This is a genomic window from Nocardia fodinahabitans, from assembly GCF_052983615.1.
On record NZ_JBRJJC010000001.1, the window covers coordinates 7443231 to 7463242 of the forward strand.

General features: G+C 68.0%; 18 protein-coding genes. 12 read left to right on the forward strand and 6 right to left on the reverse strand.

Annotation, left to right across the window (positions count from 1 at the left end):
- Nucleotides 1-3: 3 nt before the first annotated feature.
- Nucleotides 4-951, reverse strand: a complete 948-nt coding sequence (locus NV348_RS35110; RefSeq protein ID WP_447150786.1) for a CHAD domain-containing protein — start codon at nt 949-951, stop codon at nt 4-6.
- A gap of 208 nt (nt 952-1159) precedes the next feature.
- Between NV348_RS35110 and NV348_RS35115 the strand changes: the two genes are divergently transcribed.
- On the forward strand, nt 1160-2035 hold the full coding sequence (locus tag NV348_RS35115; protein WP_447150787.1) for a universal stress protein: 876 nt from the start codon (nt 1160-1162) through the stop codon (nt 2033-2035).
- Nucleotides 2036-2060: 25 nt separating this feature from the next.
- On the opposite strand, the gene NV348_RS35120 is transcribed toward NV348_RS35115, so the two are convergent.
- Both NV348_RS35120 and NV348_RS35125 read right to left on the reverse strand, forming a co-directional pair.
- A complete protein-coding gene (locus tag NV348_RS35120) occupies nt 2061-3059 on the reverse strand; it encodes a zinc-binding alcohol dehydrogenase family protein (RefSeq protein WP_447151217.1) in 999 nt (332 codons plus the stop codon).
- Nucleotides 3060-3161: 102 nt separating this feature from the next.
- Nucleotides 3162-4511 (reverse strand): wax ester/triacylglycerol synthase family O-acyltransferase, encoded by a 1350-nt coding sequence (locus NV348_RS35125; protein ID WP_447150788.1) that lies wholly within the window; start codon nt 4509-4511, stop codon nt 3162-3164.
- A gap of 257 nt (nt 4512-4768) precedes the next feature.
- Here NV348_RS35125 and NV348_RS35130 point away from each other — a divergent pair, with 257 nt between their 5' ends.
- From NV348_RS35130 to NV348_RS35175, 10 genes are all read left to right on the forward strand, one after another.
- On the forward strand, nt 4769-5023 hold the full coding sequence (locus tag NV348_RS35130) for a hypothetical protein (protein WP_447150789.1): 255 nt from the start codon (nt 4769-4771) through the stop codon (nt 5021-5023).
- 48 nt (nt 5024-5071) lie between these two features.
- Nucleotides 5072-5980, forward strand: coding sequence for a universal stress protein (locus tag NV348_RS35135; protein ID WP_447150790.1), 909 nt, complete (start codon nt 5072-5074; stop codon nt 5978-5980).
- 81 nt (nt 5981-6061) lie between these two features.
- Complete coding sequence (locus NV348_RS35140; protein ID WP_447150791.1) at nt 6062-7048, forward strand: Acg family FMN-binding oxidoreductase; 987 nt, start codon at nt 6062-6064, stop codon at nt 7046-7048.
- 89 nt (nt 7049-7137) lie between these two features.
- The gene (locus NV348_RS35145) at nt 7138-7587 is read left to right on the forward strand and encodes a hypothetical protein (protein ID WP_447150792.1); all 450 of its coding nucleotides are present in this window, start codon (nt 7138-7140) and stop codon (nt 7585-7587) included.
- 163 nt (nt 7588-7750) lie between these two features.
- On the forward strand, nt 7751-8146 hold the full coding sequence (locus NV348_RS35150) for a hypothetical protein (protein WP_447150793.1): 396 nt from the start codon (nt 7751-7753) through the stop codon (nt 8144-8146).
- Nucleotides 8147-8211: 65 nt separating this feature from the next.
- Nucleotides 8212-10758, forward strand: coding sequence for a cation-translocating P-type ATPase (locus NV348_RS35155; protein WP_447150794.1), 2547 nt, complete (start codon nt 8212-8214; stop codon nt 10756-10758).
- A gap of 160 nt (nt 10759-10918) precedes the next feature.
- Nucleotides 10919-11839 (forward strand): universal stress protein, encoded by a 921-nt coding sequence (locus NV348_RS35160; RefSeq protein WP_447150795.1) that lies wholly within the window; start codon nt 10919-10921, stop codon nt 11837-11839.
- On the forward strand, nt 11836-12474 hold the full coding sequence (locus NV348_RS35165) for an SRPBCC family protein (RefSeq protein WP_447150796.1): 639 nt from the start codon (nt 11836-11838) through the stop codon (nt 12472-12474). The genes NV348_RS35160 and NV348_RS35165 overlap by 4 nt, the downstream gene beginning before the upstream one ends.
- A 12-nt stretch (nt 12475-12486) precedes the next feature.
- The gene (locus NV348_RS35170) at nt 12487-13566 is read left to right on the forward strand and encodes a zinc-dependent alcohol dehydrogenase family protein (RefSeq protein ID WP_447150797.1); all 1080 of its coding nucleotides are present in this window, start codon (nt 12487-12489) and stop codon (nt 13564-13566) included.
- Nucleotides 13567-13916: 350 nt separating this feature from the next.
- A complete protein-coding gene (locus tag NV348_RS35175; RefSeq protein WP_447150798.1) occupies nt 13917-15950 on the forward strand; it encodes an erythromycin esterase family protein in 2034 nt (677 codons plus the stop codon).
- A gap of 45 nt (nt 15951-15995) precedes the next feature.
- Here the strand turns inward: NV348_RS35175 and NV348_RS35180 are convergent, their stop codons facing one another.
- Entirely contained in the window at nt 15996-16250 is a 255-nt protein-coding gene (locus NV348_RS35180; RefSeq protein WP_447150799.1) for an SHOCT domain-containing protein, read from the reverse strand.
- Between the two features lie 137 nt (nt 16251-16387).
- A complete protein-coding gene (locus NV348_RS35185; RefSeq protein WP_447150800.1) occupies nt 16388-16900 on the reverse strand; it encodes a hypothetical protein in 513 nt (170 codons plus the stop codon).
- 349 nt (nt 16901-17249) lie between these two features.
- On the opposite strand from NV348_RS35185, the gene NV348_RS35190 reads away from it, so the two are divergent.
- The gene (locus NV348_RS35190; RefSeq protein ID WP_447150801.1) at nt 17250-17984 is read left to right on the forward strand and encodes a hypothetical protein; all 735 of its coding nucleotides are present in this window, start codon (nt 17250-17252) and stop codon (nt 17982-17984) included.
- 1450 nt (nt 17985-19434) lie between these two features.
- On the opposite strand, the gene NV348_RS35195 is transcribed toward NV348_RS35190, so the two are convergent.
- Complete coding sequence (locus NV348_RS35195; RefSeq protein WP_447150802.1) at nt 19435-19965, reverse strand: hypothetical protein; 531 nt, start codon at nt 19963-19965, stop codon at nt 19435-19437.
- Nucleotides 19966-20012 lie beyond the last annotated feature (47 nt).

The window sequence follows — 20012 nt, forward strand, 5'->3', positions numbered from 1 at the left end:
CAGTCAGTCGGCTGGTGCGTGTACGTCAGCCATCGCGCGCACGGTGCGCAGCGATTGCCAGTACGCGCTGGACAACGCCGCCGCGCACTCCGCGGTGCGATTGATCTCGCGTTGCAGAAGCAGCCCATAGGTGAAGGTCGACTCGCCCGCGTTCTCCGCTTCCCGGGTGAGCTGAATCAGATGGTGTTTGGCTACCGCGGCGTCCTGGTTCGCTCCGAGAAGATCCTGCACGACGGCCAGCCCATCGGCGGCCTGCGCACTGCGCGCCGGATTCAGCTCCCGCACCGATTCCAGGTAGTAACGGGTACGCCGCAGTGCCTTGCGCAGATCATGCATCGCCGCGTCAGCCGCGTCCTCGCCCCTGGCCGACTCGACAGCGCGCATGCGGCGACGCACTCGCCCGAGCAGCGCGCCGAGAACAACGGCGTTGTCGGCGTCGTCGATGCCGGGCACCAGTCCGGCATTCAGCAGTCTTTCCTCACTCATCAGGTCCTCGATCAAGGCCGGGAACCGCGGTGAGTTGAACAAGTCCCGGGCCGCTGTCCACGCCGGCCGGGTGCGCGACTCGAAGTAGTTCGCCATCCTGGCACGCACCGGCCCGCGGACATAGCGCGGACGCAATACGTCTATCGCCGCGTGGAGCCGGGCCTCCTGGTTCCGCAGCTCGTGCGCGGCGCCCACATTGATGCCGAACCAGCGCAGTTCCTCGACCAACCTGCGCACTTCGGGTCCACGGTGCACCGCTGGACGATGTGCGCTGAGCGCGCAACGCGCCCGCCGGGCGGCGATCACCGTATCGGCGACCGCGTCCGGATCGTCGTGTGCCACAGCGACTTGCCCGTCCATGATCGTCTCGCGCTGGGCGTGGAGATACCTCGCCAGCATCCGGCTCGCCAGTGGTGGCTCGGTGGTGGTGACGGCGCCGTCGCCGGCCCGGATCTCGGTGCTCATCGGTGGACCTGCCTCGATGTGTGGGGATGTTCGTCCTTTCACCCTGCTCCGGCTAGCCCCTCTCACCCCAGTGCCGTTCGCCCCGCAGAGTCCTTTCTCCGGACACCGGCATGCCACGACGAAGGGCCCCTCCGCGCAGGTCGTGTGGCCCTGCCGGGCCAGTACGACGTCGGCGCACAGTGACAGGAGCAGAAAAGGGGACCACACCATGACCATGCCCGGAAATCCGAAGCACCCGGTCGTCGTCGGAGTCGACGGCTCGGAACAGTCACGCCCCGCGTTGCGCTGGGCAGCCGAGTACGCCGCACACCACCGGGTACCGATGCAGCTCGTCTACGCGGCCGATGTCCCGGTCGACTACGGCCCGGGTCTGGCAGGCCCACGCTACGACCTCGAAGCGCTGCGCCGGCACGGCGAGACCGTCGTCGCGGCCGCGGCGGCCGAAGCGGCGACGATCACCACGCCGATCGCCGACATCACCATCTCGACCGATGTGGTGCTGGGCTCCGCGGTCGCGGTACTCCGAGTGCGCAGCCAATCGGCTCGGCTGGTGGTCGTCGGCAGCCGCGGCCACGGCGCCCTGCGCCGTACCCTGCTGGGCTCGGTCAGTACCTCGATCGCCCGGCACGCGCACTGCCCGGTGGCCGTGATCCCCGAGTCGGTCGCTCCCTCCGACGGCGCGGTGGTGGTCGGTGTCGACGGCTCGCCGTGCAGCGTCGACGCGGTCGCCATCGCCTTCGACGAGGCCGCCCGCCGAGGTGTCCGATTGGTGGCGATTCACGCCTGGTCGGAGTTCTACCGATACGAGGCCCGGTCGACCATGCAGACAGAAGGGGAAGCGTTGCTCTCGGAAAGCCTGGCCGGATACGCGGAGAAGTATCCCGAGGTGTCGGTAGAACGCGTCGTCGTCGAGGACAGACCGGCACGAGCGGTCCTGGCCGCCGGTGTGGGGGCCCAGCTGATCGTCGTCGGCAGCCACGGACGCGGTGGATTCGCCGGGATGACCCTCGGCTCGGTTGCCCAGACCGTCCTGCACGGCGCCGAGCAGCCGCTGATCATCGCCCGGGGATCGACCGACCACTGATCCGCGCCTTCGACGGTGCGGCCGGTCAAGGCACCAGCACCGCCGCACCGTCGAAACGTCCCATCGACAGATCCTCGAGCGCGCGGTCCGCGCGGTCGAGCGAATAGCGATGGGTCGTCACGGCCAGGTGACGACCCTGGGCCAGGGCGAGAAATTCCCTGGCCTGCGCCCGGGTGTTCGACGTGACGCTCCGCAGCTGGCGCTCCCGGAACAGATGTCGCTGATAGTTCAGTACGGGAACATCCGTGAGATGGATGCCGGCGATGGCCAAGGTGCCACCCGAGTCCAGTGCTTGCAGCGCCGGCGGCACGAGTTCACCCACCGGGGCGAACAGGATTGCCGAATCCAACGGCTCGGGCGGCACGTCGGCGGCACCCTGGGCCGATTCGACGCCGAGCGCCAGTGCAAGTTCCCTGGCGGCCGCGTCCCTGGTCATCACATGGACGCGCGTACCCTGCGCGAGCGCGATCTGCGCGGTCAGATGCGCGCTGCCCCCGAAGCCGTAGATACCGAGGACACCACCGACCGGGACCTCCGCGCGCACGAGCGCGTGGTATCCGATGACGCCGGCGCACAACAGTGGTGCCAGTTCGTCGTCGCTGTACCCGGTCGGCAACGCAAGCGCGAAATCAACAGGTACCGTGGCGAATTCGGCATATCCCCCATCGGCGTCCCAGCCCGTGTAGCGCGACTCGGGGCAGAGGTTCTCCGCACCCCGAAGGCAATACCTGCACACGCCACAGGTGTGCCGCAGCCAGGGGATGCCGACCCGATCACCGACCGCCACGTCCGCGCACCCGTCGGGAATCGAGACGACTTCGGCGACCACCTCGTGTCCCGGCGTCACTCGTTTCCGATGGACCGGCAGGTCACCTTCGACCACGTGGAGGTCGGTCCGGCACACCCCGCACGAGAGCACCCGCACCAGAAGCTCGTTCGCCGCGGGCACCGGGATCGGTTCCTCGCCGAGTCGCAGGGGCGCCGTCCCGATCGGACCTGGATTTCGCACTCGCCACGATCGCATCATGTCTCACTCCGCCGATACGCCGGTATCCGCCGGCACCTCTGGATTTCGCTGACGCTGCACGCCGAACCGAGTGCCGTGACGCCTGACGCCGCCGCCTTACTACGGTGGTGCGCCGACGGCCCTGGCCCGTGTCAGTAAGTCGCCGATCCCCTGCTCGATCCCATCGGCGATCGAGTCGATATCAGGGGTGGTGTCGTAGTCGCCGGTGATTCCGAAAACTACGTGGTCGTGGTAGCTCAGGATGGCGATCGTGCTGCGCAGACGCATCGCGATCGGAATGCACGGAAGGATCTCGATCACCTCGCTGCCCAAGAAGGACAGCTGCTCGCTCGGGCCGGGCACGTTGGTCACCAACGCGGAAACGCTGTGCTGAGGGAACCGTCCGAGCAGTCGAACGAACCACGCGATGGCCGGATACGGCAGCCACTCGGCCATCGTCAGCACCGACTTCTCCGCGTCCGCTTCCCCTCTCCGGCGGTGCCGTGCGACACGATCATGGACCGTCCGCAGCCGCTCGACGGCATCGGCAGACTCGATCGGCAGACTTGCGATCATCGCTGAAACACGGTTGTCCACCACTGATTCGAAGTCCGGCGTGCGCATCGAGACCGGGATCAAGGTGCGCAGCTTACCCGCGGTCGGCTCCTCGCCCCGCTGGTGCAGCACGGTCCGATAGGACGACGCGACCGCCGCCAGTGCGACATCGTTGACCGTCGTCCCGAATGCTGTTCCGATCTCGCGGATCTCCGACAGGGACGCGCGGGCGACACCGTAGCGCCGTTGCCGCCCGAGGGTACCGTTGAGCGACGACGAAGGAACCGGCGCGACAGCGCCGTACACCACCGGGATCAAGCCGCCCAGCATCGAAGCGGCCAGCTGCGGCGCTCCCAACGCCGCGCGCATCAGGCCCGTCACGCTGCCGATGCCCTCGCGTTCGTGCCGGCGCACCGCCCCCTTCTCCACCCGCTGGGCCCGGCTGTCGGGACGATCGCACAGTCCTTCGAACAACGTGATCCCCGAGGTGCCGTCGACCATGCTGTGGTGTGCCAGGATCATCAGCGCCCAGTGTCCGTCGGCCAGCTGCTCCACGACCACGCACCGCCACAGCGGGTGGTCACGATCGAGTCGTTCGGTCAGCTCGGCGGCGACCAGTTCCCGCAGGCTCTGCTCGTCGCGTAGCTCTGGCAATGCGGCCCAGCGAACGTGGTGCGCCAGATCGAAGTGCGGGTCGTCCTCCCATACCGGAGCCGTCAGGCCGAGAAACGACCGCCGCACGCGCTGACGGAGACGCTGATTCCGGGTAATCCGCTCCGCCAGCCCGGCGACGAACTCCGCACGCGTCGGCGCGGGCCCCGCCATGATCGCGACGCCACCTATCCCCAGACTGATACGCCCATCGGTGTCCTCCAGTTCCAGGAATCCCGAATCCAGGGGATGCAACTCGGTCATTCGTCGACCTCCGGTCGGTCGGGTCATCGACGCCGCTCGGGGCGCGTTTGCATCGATACCACCACTATGCCGCCGATCGGGCTTCTGCGGCAGAGTCGACAGCCACCACGCGGGGGTACGAATGGCCCTCGAACGACCTTGGTCCGGACCGGAGGGGACCTTGGCCTCTGCTCTGCACACGACGCCACCGAGGAGGGTTGTCGACAGGCCGTGGCACAACCGTCACACGGCTGATTCGACCGCATCGGAGAATTCCCGTGACCAACAGGACATCCAGCCAGCCGTACCACGGCAATCCCGGCGAAAGCCTCGCCGACCCCTACAACATTCCCGGCATTCTGCTCTTCCTCGCCGGTGTGGTCGGCCTCGGGTCGACTCTCACCGCCGCGGGTTACGGCTTCGCAGGCTGGGCATTGCTGGGTGTGGCGGCGACCTCCCTGTGCTTCATCGCCAGCGTATCGGTGTTCGTTGTCGAGTTCGCCCGAGTGCGCCGGCTCGCCCGGCGCAGATGAAAGATCGCCCCGACAGCCCGTAACGCTCACCCGAACCAGGAGACGATCATGACCGAGCACAGCGACCACCCCCACGGCACGGCCTCGTCCGCGGTCGTCGTCGGTATCGACGGATCGGACGGGTCCACCACCGCCGTGCGCTGGGCCGCCCGCACCGCCGCCGACCGCGGCCGCGCCCTGCACATCGTGCACTGCACCAACCCGATCGCCGATCGCACACCACGCAGCGCCTACGACGCGTTCATCTTCGCCACGATGCAGGACATCCGGCTGGCCGCCGAGCAGATGCTGGCCGCCGCTCGCGAGGACGCACTCACCGCGGCACCCTCGGTCGCGGTGACCACCGAGGTCGCGACCGGCAATCCCGCCCGCGCCCTCATCGACGCCTCGGTTCACGCGCATCTGGTGGTCCTCGGCGTCACGGCCGACGCCGGATCGATCGCCCATCTGGGCTCGACTCTGCTCGCGGTGACCGCACACGCGCACGGCGCGGTCGTCATCGTGCGCGGGCCCGATCCCGATCGCCGTACCGGCCCTGTCGTGGTCGGTGTCGACGGCAGCAGCGTCGGTGAGCCGGCCATCGGCGCAGCGTTCGCCGAGGCCTCCCTGCGCGGCAGCGAACTCGTCGCGGTGCACGCCTGGAGCGATCTGACGGCGGGGCAGTTCGGCGGCACCAGCTACCTGGAGATGCCGATCGACGACTTCTCGGTCGCCGAGGAAGCGCTGCTGGCCGAGCGCTTGGCGGGATGGTCCGAACAGTTTCCCGATGTCGTCGTGCGGCGCGTTGTCGAGCTGTTCGGGCCGCGCGAGAACCTGGCCCACTGGTCACAGACCGCGCAGCTGATCGTCGTCGGCAGCCGCGGTCGCGGCGGATTCCGGGGACTGCTGCTCGGGTCGACCAGCAACTGGCTGGCCCAGCACGCGCAGTGCCCGGTCATGGTCGTGCACCACGACTGACCCAACGAGGGCACTTGGTCCTCACCGAACAGGCGCAATGGCCGTCTCGGCACATCTGCAGCACGGAACACACTGGGAAACATGAACGATGAACCAGCCCCCGCTGTCCCCGACCCGCCCACGATCCGAGCAGCGATCCGACTCGGGTGCCGTGCGCCATCGGTCCACAACACGCAGCCGTGGGGCTGGGTCTTCGACGGCACCCGGTTGAGTCTGCACCGCGACCCCGACCGGCAACTGCCCTCGGCCGACCCGCACGGCCGTCAAGCGATGATCAGCTGTGGTGCCGCGCTGCACCATGTCCGTACGGCGTTCGCGTCGCTGTGCTGGCACACCGACGTCGCCCGGCTACCCGACCCGGCGCAGCCCGACCTCCTGGCAACCATCGAGTTCAGGCCGTGGCTCGATCCGCCGACCGCCGTGTACCGGCGAGCCGAGGCGATCGAGTACCGATATACCGACCGGCTGCCGATGGCAGAACCCACCGGCTGGGCGTCGGTCAGACTCGCATTGGAAGACCTCGTCAGCGCGCACGGACTCACCCTCGACGTGCTCGACGAGGACGCGCGAGCACGCCTGTCGATCGCCTCGGAGCAATCGGGGGCGATGCACCGATACGATATGGACTATCAGTCCGAGATACATTGGTGGTCAGGACATTCCGGCACCTCCGAAGGCGTACCGGCATCGGCTCTGGTGTCGGAGTCGGAGGCCGCCCGGGTCGGTGTCGTCCGCGATTTCCCCAAGTCGGAATCTTCCGAACGCCGCGGCGAGCTCCGAGACCACGCCCGCCTGGCGGTTCTCACCGCGACCGGCGAGACACCGGATATCTGGCTGCACACCGGCGAGGCGCTGTCTGCCGCACTGCTCGAGTGCACGGCATCCGGATTGTCGACCTGTGCACTGACCCATATCACCGAGCCGACGGCGGGGCGGCGCCTGCTGAGTGACATGATCGGTCACCCGGGGGTCCCGCAGGTCGTGCTGCGCATCGGTGTCGCCCCCGACAACCGTCGACCGCCGGCCACGCCACGCCGCGAGTTGACCGACGTGCTCACCCTGACGTGACCGGACTCGACGTTCGGCACGACATCCAGCGCGGACCACGATCATCGGACCAGCGCTTCGCCACCGACCAGGTCACCGGGAGTGCCCCCATGTCCACCTTCAAACAGCGCAAGACCCAGCGCGCTCTGCGCGCGGGCTTGGTCGGCAGTGCCGGATTCGTCGCCTTCTGGGCCTTCGCGGGCGCCTTCGGTCTGATCAGTGGCGGCGTCGGCCTCGGCGACGAGATCACCGCCCGCCTGCCGTTCAGCAGCCCGGTCCTGGCCGGCCTGCTGCTGGCTTCGATCGTCGGTGTCCCGATGACAGCAACGGCGACTCTCGCACTGCGCACACGGCCGAGCGCCCCGATAGCCGGCGTAGCGAGTGGCCTGCTCCTGCTGGGGTGGGTCACGGTCCAGCCATTGCTGATCGGGCAGTTCAACTGGCTGCAGCCTGTTTTCGGGCTGCTGGGCGGGATTGTGAGCCTGCTGGGCTACTGGCTACACCGCCCGATCCCCGGCATCAGCTCCCCGGATTGCCCCTTCGGCGCATCGCCGGCATGAACAACTCGGGGCGTGGGCCGACACCGACGAACAAGCCGATCGAAAGCAGAGGTCGATCGCTGCTGTACTGAGGCCGAATGTCCCTACCTCCCGACGACAGCTACCGGCCAGACTCCGTAGAACAAGGAGTTCGGTGTGCGATTCCCGTCAAAGGAGACGAATCATGAGCGAGCCGACGGTCGACAACGTGCCCATCGCTCATGTACCGCGGAAGTCGGCGCCGATCGTCCCAGCAGCGGACCCGGTACCGCGGACGATTTCCGATGAACTGGAGTCCATTGCTCGCGTCCTTGCCTGCAAATTCCCCGAGATCCCCGGCGCCGCTGTACGAGAGGTCGTCGAGTCGACCTATCTTCGACTTGCCCGTACCGCACGCATCCACTCGCACCTCATACCGCTCACGCTCAACCTGTCGAGATCCCGATTGGCGAGTATTCCCACCGTCACATCGGGACAGTCCACCGACATCGTCAGCGCGGGTCGACCCAGGATGACCGACGACTCTCCGGGCAACCCGGTTGTGCCATTCCGTCAGCGCCGTGAGGTACTTCGGCCGTAGCCGGGCCGGCCGCGGACTCGAAAGACTGATCCCGACAGCGATCGGACCGGTGGAAAGGGGCCGAGATGGCGATGGCGGTCGAGCGCCTGGGACTGACAGACGCCGAAGCCGTCCTGCGCCACCGCCGCGACGGAGCCAACGCTCTGCCCGAACCACGCCCACCGAACCGGATCGCGCAATTCGCCGCGCAGCTGACCCATTTCTTCGCCGCCATGCTGTGGATCGCCGCCGCGCTGGCGCTCGTCGCCGGAATGCCCGCGCTCGCTGTGGCCATCGCCTGCGTCGTGATCCTCAACGGCGTGTTCGCGTTCGTGCAGGAGTTCCGCGCCGACCGGGCGGCGCAGCGCCTGCGTGACCTGCTCCCGGTGCGGGCCCGGGTGCGGCGCGACGGACGCGTCGTCACCGTCGAGGCGAGCATGCTGGTGGTCGGCGACCTGCTCGTCCTCGAAGCGGGCGATCGAGTCTGCGCCGACGCGGCGATGCGTCACGCGCGGCACTTCACCGTCGACGAATCCATGTTGACCGGCGAGGCGGAACCGGTACCACGCAGCGCGAACGACACGGTGCTGGCCGGGACCTATGTCGTGGCCGGACAGGGCGATGCCGAGGTGAGCGCGATCGGATCGGCCACCCGTCTGGCCACCCTGGCCGCCGTCACCGCAGGCGCGACCAGACCACCCAGCCCGCTGACCCGTCAACTGCACCGCGTGGTGCGCCTGGTCGCACTGATCGCGCTGCTGGTGGGCGTGTCGTCCTTCGGTGTCTTCGCTCTCCTCGGCCGCGACTTCACCGAGAGCCTGCTGTTCTCGATCGGCGTCACCGTCGCTCTCGTCCCGGAAGGTCTGCTGCCCACCGTCACCCTGTCGCTGGCTCGCGCGGCGCAGCGGATGGCCGCGGAGAACGCGCTGGTCCGCAGGCTCGAGGCGGTCGAGACGCTCGGTGCGACCACTTTCATCTGCACGGACAAGACCGGCACGTTGACCCGCAACGAGATGCAGGTCGTCGAGGTGTGGACGCCGGCCGGCCAGGTGAACGTCGACGGGGCGGGCTACGGTCCCGCCGCGACTCTGCACGGCAGTGACAGCGCGCTTGCGGCCACGCGTGCGGCGGCCGACTCGGCCGCCCGATGTTCCCCGGACGCCCGCGCCGAGTTCCTGCACGGGAAATGGGTGCCGTTCGGTGATCCGATGGAAGTGGCCGTGCACGTCCTCGCCGCGCGCATCGGGACCGCCGACCCGCCGGCACTCCGGCACCGGACCCCGTTCGACACCCACACGCGTCGCGCGTCGGCGGTCGACGCGGACGGCGAACACATCACCGGCGCCCCGGAAGTCGTTGTCGCGCTGTGCGACTCCGGTTCCGAATGCGCGGAAGCGGCGGAGCGGGTCGCCGCCATGACCGCACGCGGGCTTCGCGTCATCGCGGTCGCCCGAGCCCGTGCGGCAGGCACCACACCCCAGCTGCTCGGCATCATCGGACTCGAGGATCCGCCCCGTCCCGACGTCGCTGCGGCGATCGCCGCCTGCCGCGTCGCGGGCATCGAGGTGGCCATGGTCACCGGCGACCATCCCGGTACGGCGGCGGCCATCGCCGAGCAGGTCGGGCTGTTCGGCCCGGATCGCGTCGTCGTCTCAGGCGCCGAACTGCCCGACGACGACGGGGAACTGGCGAGCCTGCTCGAACGCGGCGGGGTGGTGGTCGCGCGGGTCGCGCCCGAACAGAAGCTGCGGATCGCGGCCGCGCTGCAACAGCGCGGACATGTCGTCGCGATGACCGGTGACGGCGTGAACGACGGCCCGGCGCTGCGCACCGCCGACATCGGCATCGCCATGGGCGCTTCTGGCACCGACGTCGCGCGCGAGGCCGCCGATCTGGTCCTGCTCGACGATCATTTCGGCACCATCGTCGCCGCGGTCCGGCTCGGCCGCGCGACCTTCGCCAACATCCGCCGGTTCCTGACCTACCACCTCACCGACAATGTCGCCGAACTGGCGCCGTTCGCCCTCTGGGCCGCCAGCGGCGGCACCATCCCGCTCGGCTTCACCGTCTTGCAGGTGCTCGCGCTCGACATCGGCACCGACATGCTGCCCGCTCTCGCGCTGGGCGCCGAGCCACCGAATCCGCGCACCATGTCGGGACGGCCCGAGGTCGGCACCCTCATCGATCGGACCCTGTTGCGCAGGGTTTTCGGCGTGCTCGGCGCCACCGAGGCGACCGTCGGCATGATCACGTTTCTGACCGTGCTCGCCGTCGCCGGCTGGCGGCCCGGCGACGAGGTGGATGCCCAGGTGCTGGCGTCGGCATCGGGGGCGTTGTTCGTCGCGATCGTGCTCGGACAGCTGGCGAACGCGTTCGCCTGCCGCAGCGAGGCACGCTGGGTGGGATCGGTGGGCTGGCGCGGCAATCCGCTGCTGCTGTCGACGGTCGTGATCGAGATCGGGTTGCTCGTCGTGTTCCTCTGGGTGCCGCCGCTGCCCCGTCTGCTCGGAGGCGCGCCGCCGAACGCACTGGGCTGGCTGCTCGCGGCCTGTGCGATACCCGCGTTGCTGGCGTCGGACACCGTACAGAAAGCGTTGCGCGGTCGCCGGCGCCGGATCGGTCGGCTCCCCTGATCGTCCGGACATCGCTGTGGTCGACGTGGGGCCTGTGCGATCGACACCGAAGGTGAGTCCGATCGGCCCTTCGGTCGGGGACCTACGCCAGCAGTCGTCCGGCGCGGCGATTTCCTACCGTCGAAGTATCCGCACCGCACACGCCGACAGGGGACCCATGATGAGCACGCATTCCGCCGTCGACCCACACGAGCTCGCGACATCCGCCGTCGTCGTCGGCACCGATGGGTCGGAATCGGCCGATATCGCCGTTCGCTGGGCCGCGCAGACCGCCGCCGAACGGGGCCGCCGCCTACTGATCGTGTACGGCCTCGATCTGGCCCACGCCGTGGCGGTGAACCCGTATGCGGTCGTGACACCGGCGATCATCGACAGAGTTCGCACCCAGGGCGCGGAAATCCTCGCGACCGCCCGGCGCATGGCCCAAGACGTCGCGCCCGGACTGGTGATCGGGACCGAGCTCGATGCGGGCCACCCGGCGCAGACGCTGATCACGCTGTCGCGCGATGCCTATCTCGTGGCGCTCGGAGCTACACCGGATGTCGGCACGCTCGCGCATCTCGGTTCGACGCTCCTGGCCGTCACCGCCCACGGCTCGGGCCGGATCGTGGTGGTCAACGAGCCCGGCGACGGCGAGCTGCCCCGCAACACCGGACCGATCGTCGTCGGCGTCGACGGCAGCCCGACCAGTGAGCAGGCCATCGCCGCGGCGTTCACCGAAGCTTCCGAGCGGAGGGCGCCACTCGTCGCGGTCCACGTGTGGAACGACGCGTCCTACCGGGAATTCGCGGGCGAGTTCACCGTCGACGATCTGACGACATCCGAACAAGCGCTGCTGGCCGAGCGTCTCGCCGGCTGGAACGAGAAATACCCGGATGTCTCTGTGACGCATAAGATCTACCCCTCCGACACGCGGAAACACCTGCAGGATTGGTCGGATTCGGCGCAGTTGGTCGTCGTCGGGAGCCACGGATGGGGTGGGCTGCGCGGTCTCGTCCTCGGTTCGACCAGCAATTGGCTCGTCCAGCACGCCCACTGCCCCGTCATGGTCGCCCACCCGGCCGTCGAGGACCGGCGATGAAGAACACCACAGCGTTGGCCGCCGGGGTCGCGACCTCCCTCGCCGCACTCGGGCTCGGGTATGCGGTTCTCCTCCGTAAACGGTTCGCGACCTGGGGCGCGACCCGAGACGAAGCCGAGCGAACTATGCCCGGCGACGACTTGCTCCCGAACCCCGACATTCGAACAACGAGGGCGGTCACCATCGCGGCCGACGCAGCGGCGATCTGGCCGTGGCTGGTGCAGATCGGCCCCGGGCGCGGCGGCGCCTATACCTACGACTGGATCGAGAACCTGCTCGGGCTCGACATGCACAGTGCCGATGAGATCCTGCCCCAGTTCCAGCATCCGGCGCTCGACGACGTGATCGAGCTCGGCGCGAAGGGCCCCCGCATGCGTATCGACACGCTCGACCCCAACCGGTCGCTCGTGTTCGGCTCCGAGGACGGCAACTGGGTCTGGTCGTTCAATCTCTACCCCGAACCCACCGGTACCCGGCTGATCAGCCGCAACCTCATCGCGCAGACCGGGTCACCGCTGCCCACTCGGTTGTTCACCCGCCTCGTCGCCGAACCCGGCAGCTTGATCATGGAGCGAAAGATGCTCTCGGGCATCCGAACCCGCGCCGAAGCACTCGGCCGGCCGTCAACGATCTGAACGGAGTCTTCGATGCTGGCCATGGTCTACGACGGCCCGGGACGTCCACACCGTCGCGACGTACCCGATCCGATGATCCTCGACAGCACCGACGCCGTCGTCAGGGTCGACACAGCCACCATCTGCGGGACCGACCTGCACATCCTGCAGGGTGATGTGCCCGAGGTCGAGCGCGGACGGATCCTCGGCCACGAGGCCGTCGGAACCGTCGCCGCCATCGGCAACGCGGTACGCACAGTGCGGGTCGGGGATCGAGTTCTCGTGTCGTGTATCTCCGCGTGTGGAACCTGCGCGTCCTGCCGGGAGGCCCGCTACGGGCAGTGCACCGGCGGCGGCGGATGGCTGCTCGGCCACGAAATCGACGGCACCCATGCCGCATCGGTGCGCGTGCCGTTCGCCGATATGTCGACGCACCCGATCCCGCCCGGGATCAGCGACGAGCAGATGCTCATGCTGGCCGATATCCTGCCCACCAGCTACGAGGTCGGTGTCCGCAACGGCAGGGTACGGCCCGGCGACACCGTGGCCGTCGTCGGCGCGGGGCCGATCGGGCTGGCCGCGGTGATGACCGCGCGGCTCTACAGCCCGAGCCGCATCGTCGTCATCGACGTCGCCGACACCCGGTTGGCGGCCGCGCGCGAACTCGGCGCAGATCCAGTGCTCAACAGCCGCCGCGACGACGTGCGGGCCCGGCTCGCCGAGCTGACCGGTGGCCGAGGTGCCGATGTGGCGCTGGAGGCTGTCGGCATTCCCGAAACCTTCGAACTGGCAGTCGATCTCGTACGCCCCGGCGGTCACATCGCCAATATCGGGGTGCACGGCGCGCCCGCCTCGTTGCACCTCGAGGACCTCTGGAGCCGGGATCTGACCATCACCACCGGTCTGGTGGATACCCACTCGATACCGCGCCTGATCGAACTGATCCGATCCGGGCATCTCGATCCCACCCCGATGATCACGCACCGTTTCGAGATGAACGAATTCGACCTCGCCTATGACACTTTCGCGCGTGCCGCGGAAACGGGAGCCTTGAAGGTCACCGTCACCGACGGTATCGCGGCCACGTCTGCTCCGACGGGTGCGGAGCCGTGATCTGCGGTTTCCGCGACACCGGGACGGTCCAACGCCCCCTCGCCAGGGGACCAAGTGCCGTATCGGCTACCCGGCACGACGCCGACAATCAGAGGCAGGCTACCGGGCATTTCCGCCCAGGATCGGACCGGCCCGCGGTAGATCCACTACCACGACAGGTAGCCGGACCGCCTCGACGAAGCGGCCTCGAATCCCGCCGAAAGGAGTCGTCATGAGTTGGACAATCGCCGCGGTGATCATCGCCGCGATCTTCGCAGCCATGGTCATAGTCACCACCTACCTCTCCGTCAGAAAGCCCTGAGATCGCCTCGGCTGCGGCCAGGGTGTACACCGACCGAATCGAGGCAACGATGAGTCCGATCGCAACGCGCGAAGATTCCTCCCGCCGGATCTTCCGTGATCGCAGAGAGGCCGGACAGGCCATCGCGGAACTGCTCGGGCACTACCGGGGCCAGGGCGAGGTGATCGTGCTCGGGCTGCCGCGCGGTGGAATTCCGGTGGCGTGGGAGGTGGCCGCGGCCCTCGACGCACCGTTGGATGCCTTGGTGGTGCGCAAGCTGGGAGCCCCAGGCAACCCGGAGTTCGCCTTCGGCGCGATCTCGACCGGAGGCCTGATCGTTCTCGCCGACGATGTCGTGCGGGCGCTGCGCCTGACCCCCGAACAGGTGCGCGAGGTGGCCGGCGCCGAAGCCGCCGAACTCGCACGACGAGAAGCCGCCTATCGCGATGGCCGGGGTCCGCTCGAGGTCGCCGGACGGACGGTGATCCTCGTCGACGACGGCCTGGCCACCGGTGCCAGCATGTTCGCCGCGATCGACGCCATCCGAGCTCAGGAGCCGCAGCGCATCGTCGTCGCCGTCCCCGCGGCACCGGAATCGACGTGCCGGGAACTCGGCGCGATGGTCGACGAAGTGGTGTGCGCGACGATACCTTCTCCGTTTCGTGCCGTCGGTGCGTCCTACTGGGATTTCACCCAGGTCCCCGACGACCAGGTGCAGACCCTGCTCGCGACCCCGACCACCGGACTCGGGATATCGGCGACCGAGCCGGCGCGGGTGATCCGGACCTGCGCGATCAGCGCACCCGCGGGCATCCCCGCCGACGGCGACCTCGACGATCTGATCGGTGCGGCGAGCATCGTGCTGATCGGCGAGAGCACCCACGGAACACACGAGTTCTATTCCGCGCGTGCCGAGATGACGAAATGGCTGATCGAGGAGAAGGGGTTCGGCGCTGTCGCGGTAGAGGCCGACTGGCCTGATGCCGCCCGCGTCAACCGCTACGTCCACGCACGGGGCAGCGACACCACCGCGGAGGAAGCTCTGCGCGGCTTCCAGCGATTCCCGGCATGGATGTGGCGCAATACGGTGGTCCGCGATTTCGTCGGCTGGCTGCGCGACCACAACGACGAACAGGTGCGCAACGACGAGCCCACCACGGGCTTCTACGGTCTGGACCTCTACAGCTTGCATCGATCCATGGACGAGGTCGTGCGCTACCTCGATCGAACAGACCGCCGAGCCGCGCAACGCGCCAAGGCTCGGTACGGCTGTTTCGGCCAGATCGGCACCGACGACGGCCAGGCCTACGGATACGGGGCGGCCTTCGGCGCGGGCAGGACGTGCGAAGACCAGGTCGTCGCGCAGCTGGTCGACCTCCAGCGCACGATGCTCACCGAGACCGACACCGATCCGGCCGCCGCGGAGGAGTTCTTCGATGCCCTGCGCAACGCGTGGTCGGTCCGTAACGCCGAGCAGTACTACCGCACGATGTTCGGTGACCACACCACGTCGTGGAATCTGCGTGACGAACACATGGCCGACACCCTCGACGCACTCCGTGAGCATCTTCGGCAGCATCGGCACGGCACCGATCGGACACCGAAGATCGTGGTCTGGGCCCACAACTCGCATGTCGGCGACGCGGGGGCCACCGAATTGGGCGCCGAGGGTCAGGTGACGATCGGGCAGCTGACGCGGCAACGTCACGGTGCGCACTGCCGAACGATCGGCTTCAGTACCTACTACGGATCGGTCACCGCCGCGCAGGAGTGGGGTGGCGCGGCAATCCACGAAACCGTCCGCCCCGCGCTACCGTCCAGCATGGAGACGCTGCTGCACGACACCGGCGCCGGTGAGTTCATGGTGCGCATGGACACGGGGAACGCCGCCGCGCGTGAGCTCGGGCAGGCGCGTCTACAGCGGGCCATCGGCGTCGTCTACCGTCCCCGCAGCGAACGGCAGAGCCACTACTTCCACGCCCGCGCCGCCGACCAGTTCGACGCGCTCATCCACATCGACCACACCACCGCCTTGGCGCCGCTCGAGCCGACCGGCCGTTGGAGCGCGGCGAGAACACCGGAAACCTATCCGACGGGCCTGTGACGGCAAGCGGGTCGGTGCCGCCGACCGGGGACGGCCAGGCGCGGCTCATCGTTGTCCGGTGGACCGCAGCACGGACAGCCGATCCGCGTACTCCTTCGCGTCGATCTCGCCGCGCGCGAACCGCTCGGCCAGCACATGTTCCGGACCGGGCGGCGCCGGGTGGCGGTGCTCACCGTCCATCCGGAACAGGTACCGCAGCGCGAGCGCGAAGCCGACGATCAGCAGTGCCCAGAACACGATCATCCCCATCCCCATCCACGCGTATCCCCAGCCACTGACGTCGTCGTCATACCAGTGCATTTCCGCCTCCTACCGAATCGCGGCCTCTCGGCCGGCTCTGTCAACCATGTGCCGGACGAACCCGCAGGCGAAAGGGCCGACAGGCACCACTCGCGAGTACCAAGGTCGTCCGGCGGTGAGCCGACGCGCGATGGAGGTCAGCGCCCACTTTCGGCCTGTACACGCAGCAGCCACACCAGAAATCCGCCCGAGACACTCGCCATGACGAAGGCCATCAGCAGTCCCCCTGCCACGCCGATCAGGGCTGTCTCGACGGCTCGCTGTCCCGGGTGCCACAGCGGGCTGGTGAAAAGAGCGAAGGCCACCAGGCCGGCCGCCCACGACAGCGCGGTCGCACCGATCCACCAGCCGGCTCCGGTCAGATGCCTGCGCAGCACCACCCACTGGGCCGTCCCGATAGCCGACACCACCACAGCGCCACCCGTACACACCACCGGTATCACCACGGCTGTCGGCCAACCACCGAATCCCTCGGTGCTCACCGGCACCAATGCCACCGACCAGGCGACCGCGGCGCCGAGCGCGGTCGCCGCGGTCCAGACGCTACCGCGGAGTTCAGGAAGCGCAGGGCGTAGCGCCCTGGCCTGGAACCAGCCCAGCACCATACCCTCGCCCACCCCCGCCACCAGCAACGACGCCGTCGCGGCCATCCGGCGCGCTCCCACATCGACACCGCCACCACCGCCGGCATCGAGAAGCCGAGAAACTCCCCGACGGTGACGAAGACGATCCAGCGACGCCACATCGGTCTTCCCGCCTCGATGGACATCAGGACCTCCTCGATCCGTCGGCCGAAATCACGATCGTCACGACGAAAGGCCTCTCCGCGCGGGTCTCGAGACCCTGTCCGGAGTCATGCCGCCCGGCGCACGCTGACGACAACAGAAAACGACCGAAATGAAGCATCTGCAATCCGATGAATCAACAGCCACGCTGCCATAGCTTCCACACTGCGCCGCACAGCCGCCGTTTCGGTGTGCCGACTGCTGCGGTCACGTCATGAACGCGACACTTCTGCATTTTCTCATCGTTCTCGCCGTTGTGTTCGCGGTGAATCTGCTGCCGGCGTTCGGTCCTCCCAATGCGCTCCTGGTGGTGTTCTTCGCACTCAATTGGCACCTCCCCCTGATTCCGCTCGTCGTGATCGCCGCCGTCGCTTCCGGCGCGGGTCGATACCTCCTCGCCACCGCTACCCACCGCGTCGGCGACCATCTCGATACCCGACGTCGTACCAATCTGCGAACTGCCGGTGAGTATCTCACGCATCGACGCGGCCGTACCTTTGCCGTGCTCGGGGTGTTCCTCGTCTCCCCGTTACCCTCCGCGCAGATGTTCGAGGCCGCCGGCCTCATGGGACTGCGTCTTCTTCCCCTCACGGCAGCGCACGTCGTGGGAAGAACGGTCAGCTTCACCATTTATGTCGGTGCGACCGGTGTCGCCGAACGGAGTCTCGGTACCACACTCGTTTCCTCGCTGACGTCCCCTTCCGGAATCGCCATTCAGATCGCACTGCTTGCCGCGATCGTCATGCTCGCCCGAATCGACTGGGCCGCATTCCTGCCAGGCGCCCACCTCGCGGGGCAATCACCTGTTCGAGCCGGCACACAGCGCGCGGGAATCCTCTCCCTCTGCAAGCGAAGGGCTCCGTCCAAGTTCGCCGCGCTGCCGGATCACACCCCTGAGACCGACCGAAGCGCCCCGCCCGTCGTCGGACAGTCGGACTCGGCGAATTGACCCGGGAACGCTATGAGGGTCCATCCAAAGCTCTTCGGAGACAAGCGATCGCGTCGGCGAAGTACCGCACGGCACCACTGGCTGTGGCCTGCACCCGCCACCCGCTGGTGCGGCAGTATCCAGCCGCGGCCAGAGCCCGGTCGAGCTCGTCGAGGCCGGCAGACGTACCCGGTCCCAGCTTCACCGATCTCGACCAGGTTGTGCGGGTGTGGCCGCAGAAGGCGCCGTCGGAGGCGTAGTGACATCGAATCTCGCTGCTGTACACATCGGCCGCCGCATCACCGATATCGAGGCGGGCGATGACATACAGCGTCATCGTCTGCGTCACGGCCGGAGTTCGGCCCAGAACTGTGTCGCCACAGTCGTTTCCTGGCTCGCCTGAAGGGCAGGGTGGCATCTCGGTTCGTACATGTCCGCCTCCCCCGGCTGTCGGCGCCGGATCATTCATGGCAGACTCGGGACTGCGGCGAAACAAAATGGACAGTTTGGAAGTTGACACCTGAGAACCTCACATCCTTGGGGCGGAGCGTTTCACGGGCCCCGATCCCACCATCGCAGATCTAAGGCAAATAGAGCCTAAAGTCCTTTTACGTCGGGCCTTTGGATGCTGATGACCGGGCTCGGTGGCTGAATATTCCGCATCCACCACCATCGTTACTCACCCGTATTTACGCGTCGGCGCCGGTCAGGTTCGGGATGGCAGCTCGTGAATCAACGGTGGTAAGTTGGTCGAAATTCCCCATTCGGCACCGCGCTGCAGTCATGATGCTCGCCCGAATCGGCCGAACCATATTCCTTCCGGGCACGAAAGATCCGCAATCGTGAGCGCCTCGAGCCCACCGGTCCGCAGAGCCGGATCCGGAGAGGTGCCGGGTTCGGCAATTTCCGCCCGTGTCGTCCTCGCCCCGAAGCGCGAAATCGATGGGTGGCATCCCGCCCTCGATCAGCCGGAGTGCGACGCCGGAGAGATGGCGCCGATCCGTGATGCCGGCCCCGCCACGACGACGCGCCGCGGGGTCCGTGAGTCGACTCAGGAGGGCGACCCGATTTCGACCATTCACCGGCGCCGACAGGCACGTGCGGGCGCGCCCAGCGGCGCGGTGCGCTGGTGCGCGGATGCTGATCACAAACCCGGGCGGCTGCTCGACAACCTGTCCAGGACGGCATCGCCGCATTTCACCGTCACCATCTGCCCCCCCCGGTGGATCCGGCGACATCCTGGCCGTCTCGGACACCGGGCATACGGTGGTCACCACCCAGATGATCACCGACCTGATACTCCCCGGCATCGGGGGGCGAGGTCGTGACCATCGCAGGAATCCCCGCGATGGTCACGGTCGGCCTCGTGATGGTGGCTCCGGGTGTGGAATCCGTACGCGGACCGCTGCCGCGGCAACGACCAGCCCGCCGGGCGCACCCCGGATGCCGACCTCTGCCGGGCCGTCACGCATCAGGACTTGGACACCTCGTCGATCTCCTTGCCGACCTGCTCCGGGTCCGCCTCGAGCTGCTTCTTGGTCATCTTGGACGCGCGTTCGATGGCCTTCTCGACATGCGCCTCGAGGTCCGTCGCCGCGATCACGATCAGCCCGCTGTCCCCCTCGTCGAGCAGCTCACCCACCTCCTTGAGGTCGGAGCGGCTCATCCCGGCCGCGACGTGCCCGCCCAGTGCTCCGAGCCCCGCACCACCCGCACCGCCCAGCAACAGCCCCGCCCCGATCCCGACGGCCGGGAACAGGGCGATCAACGCACCTCCGACCAGGCCGATGCCGAGTCCACCCCAGGCGCCCTGCCGGGTCGGCTGCTCATGCTTCTTGACGATCTTGACCTTGCCTTTGTCCGTCTTGGTGATGACCACCGCGTCGTAGGTGTCGATCAAGCCTCTCGCGGCGTAGATCTCGTGCACAGCGTCGTAGTCGGCGATCGCGGCGTCCTGCGAGTCGTAGGTCGCCGCCAGCAGGGCGAATGTGTCGAGAGCCATGGGTTTCTCCAGTGGGTTCGGTTCGGTGGCGGAGATTGAGCGCCCGG

What these genes read in the sequence shown, in the direction of transcription:
- NV348_RS35155 (WP_447150794.1), top strand. Translation starts at nt 8,212, where the DNA reads ATGGCGATGGCGGTCGAGCGCCTGGGACTGACAGACGCCGAAGCCGTC.
- NV348_RS35125 (WP_447150788.1), bottom strand. Translation starts at nt 4,511, where the DNA reads ATGACCGAGTTGCATCCCCTGGATTCGGGATTCCTGGAACTGGAGGAC.
- NV348_RS35145 (WP_447150792.1), top strand. Translation starts at nt 7,138, where the DNA reads ATGTCCACCTTCAAACAGCGCAAGACCCAGCGCGCTCTGCGCGCGGGC.
- NV348_RS35175 (WP_447150798.1), top strand. Translation starts at nt 13,917, where the DNA reads ATGAGTCCGATCGCAACGCGCGAAGATTCCTCCCGCCGGATCTTCCGT.
- NV348_RS35170 (WP_447150797.1), top strand. Translation starts at nt 12,487, where the DNA reads ATGCTGGCCATGGTCTACGACGGCCCGGGACGTCCACACCGTCGCGAC.
- NV348_RS35150 (WP_447150793.1), top strand. Translation starts at nt 7,751, where the DNA reads ATGAGCGAGCCGACGGTCGACAACGTGCCCATCGCTCATGTACCGCGG.
- NV348_RS35140 (WP_447150791.1), top strand. Translation starts at nt 6,062, where the DNA reads ATGAACGATGAACCAGCCCCCGCTGTCCCCGACCCGCCCACGATCCGA.
- NV348_RS35195 (WP_447150802.1), bottom strand. Translation starts at nt 19,965, where the DNA reads ATGGCTCTCGACACATTCGCCCTGCTGGCGGCGACCTACGACTCGCAG.
- NV348_RS35120 (WP_447151217.1), bottom strand. Translation starts at nt 3,059, where the DNA reads ATGCGATCGTGGCGAGTGCGAAATCCAGGTCCGATCGGGACGGCGCCC.
- NV348_RS35110 (WP_447150786.1), bottom strand. Translation starts at nt 951, where the DNA reads ATGAGCACCGAGATCCGGGCCGGCGACGGCGCCGTCACCACCACCGAG.
- NV348_RS35190 (WP_447150801.1), top strand. Translation starts at nt 17,250, where the DNA reads ATGAACGCGACACTTCTGCATTTTCTCATCGTTCTCGCCGTTGTGTTC.
- NV348_RS35165 (WP_447150796.1), top strand. Translation starts at nt 11,836, where the DNA reads ATGAAGAACACCACAGCGTTGGCCGCCGGGGTCGCGACCTCCCTCGCC.
- NV348_RS35115 (WP_447150787.1), top strand. Translation starts at nt 1,160, where the DNA reads ATGACCATGCCCGGAAATCCGAAGCACCCGGTCGTCGTCGGAGTCGAC.
- NV348_RS35185 (WP_447150800.1), bottom strand. Translation starts at nt 16,900, where the DNA reads ATGGCCGCGACGGCGTCGTTGCTGGTGGCGGGGGTGGGCGAGGGTATG.
- NV348_RS35180 (WP_447150799.1), bottom strand. Translation starts at nt 16,250, where the DNA reads ATGCACTGGTATGACGACGACGTCAGTGGCTGGGGATACGCGTGGATG.
- NV348_RS35135 (WP_447150790.1), top strand. Translation starts at nt 5,072, where the DNA reads ATGACCGAGCACAGCGACCACCCCCACGGCACGGCCTCGTCCGCGGTC.
- NV348_RS35160 (WP_447150795.1), top strand. Translation starts at nt 10,919, where the DNA reads ATGAGCACGCATTCCGCCGTCGACCCACACGAGCTCGCGACATCCGCC.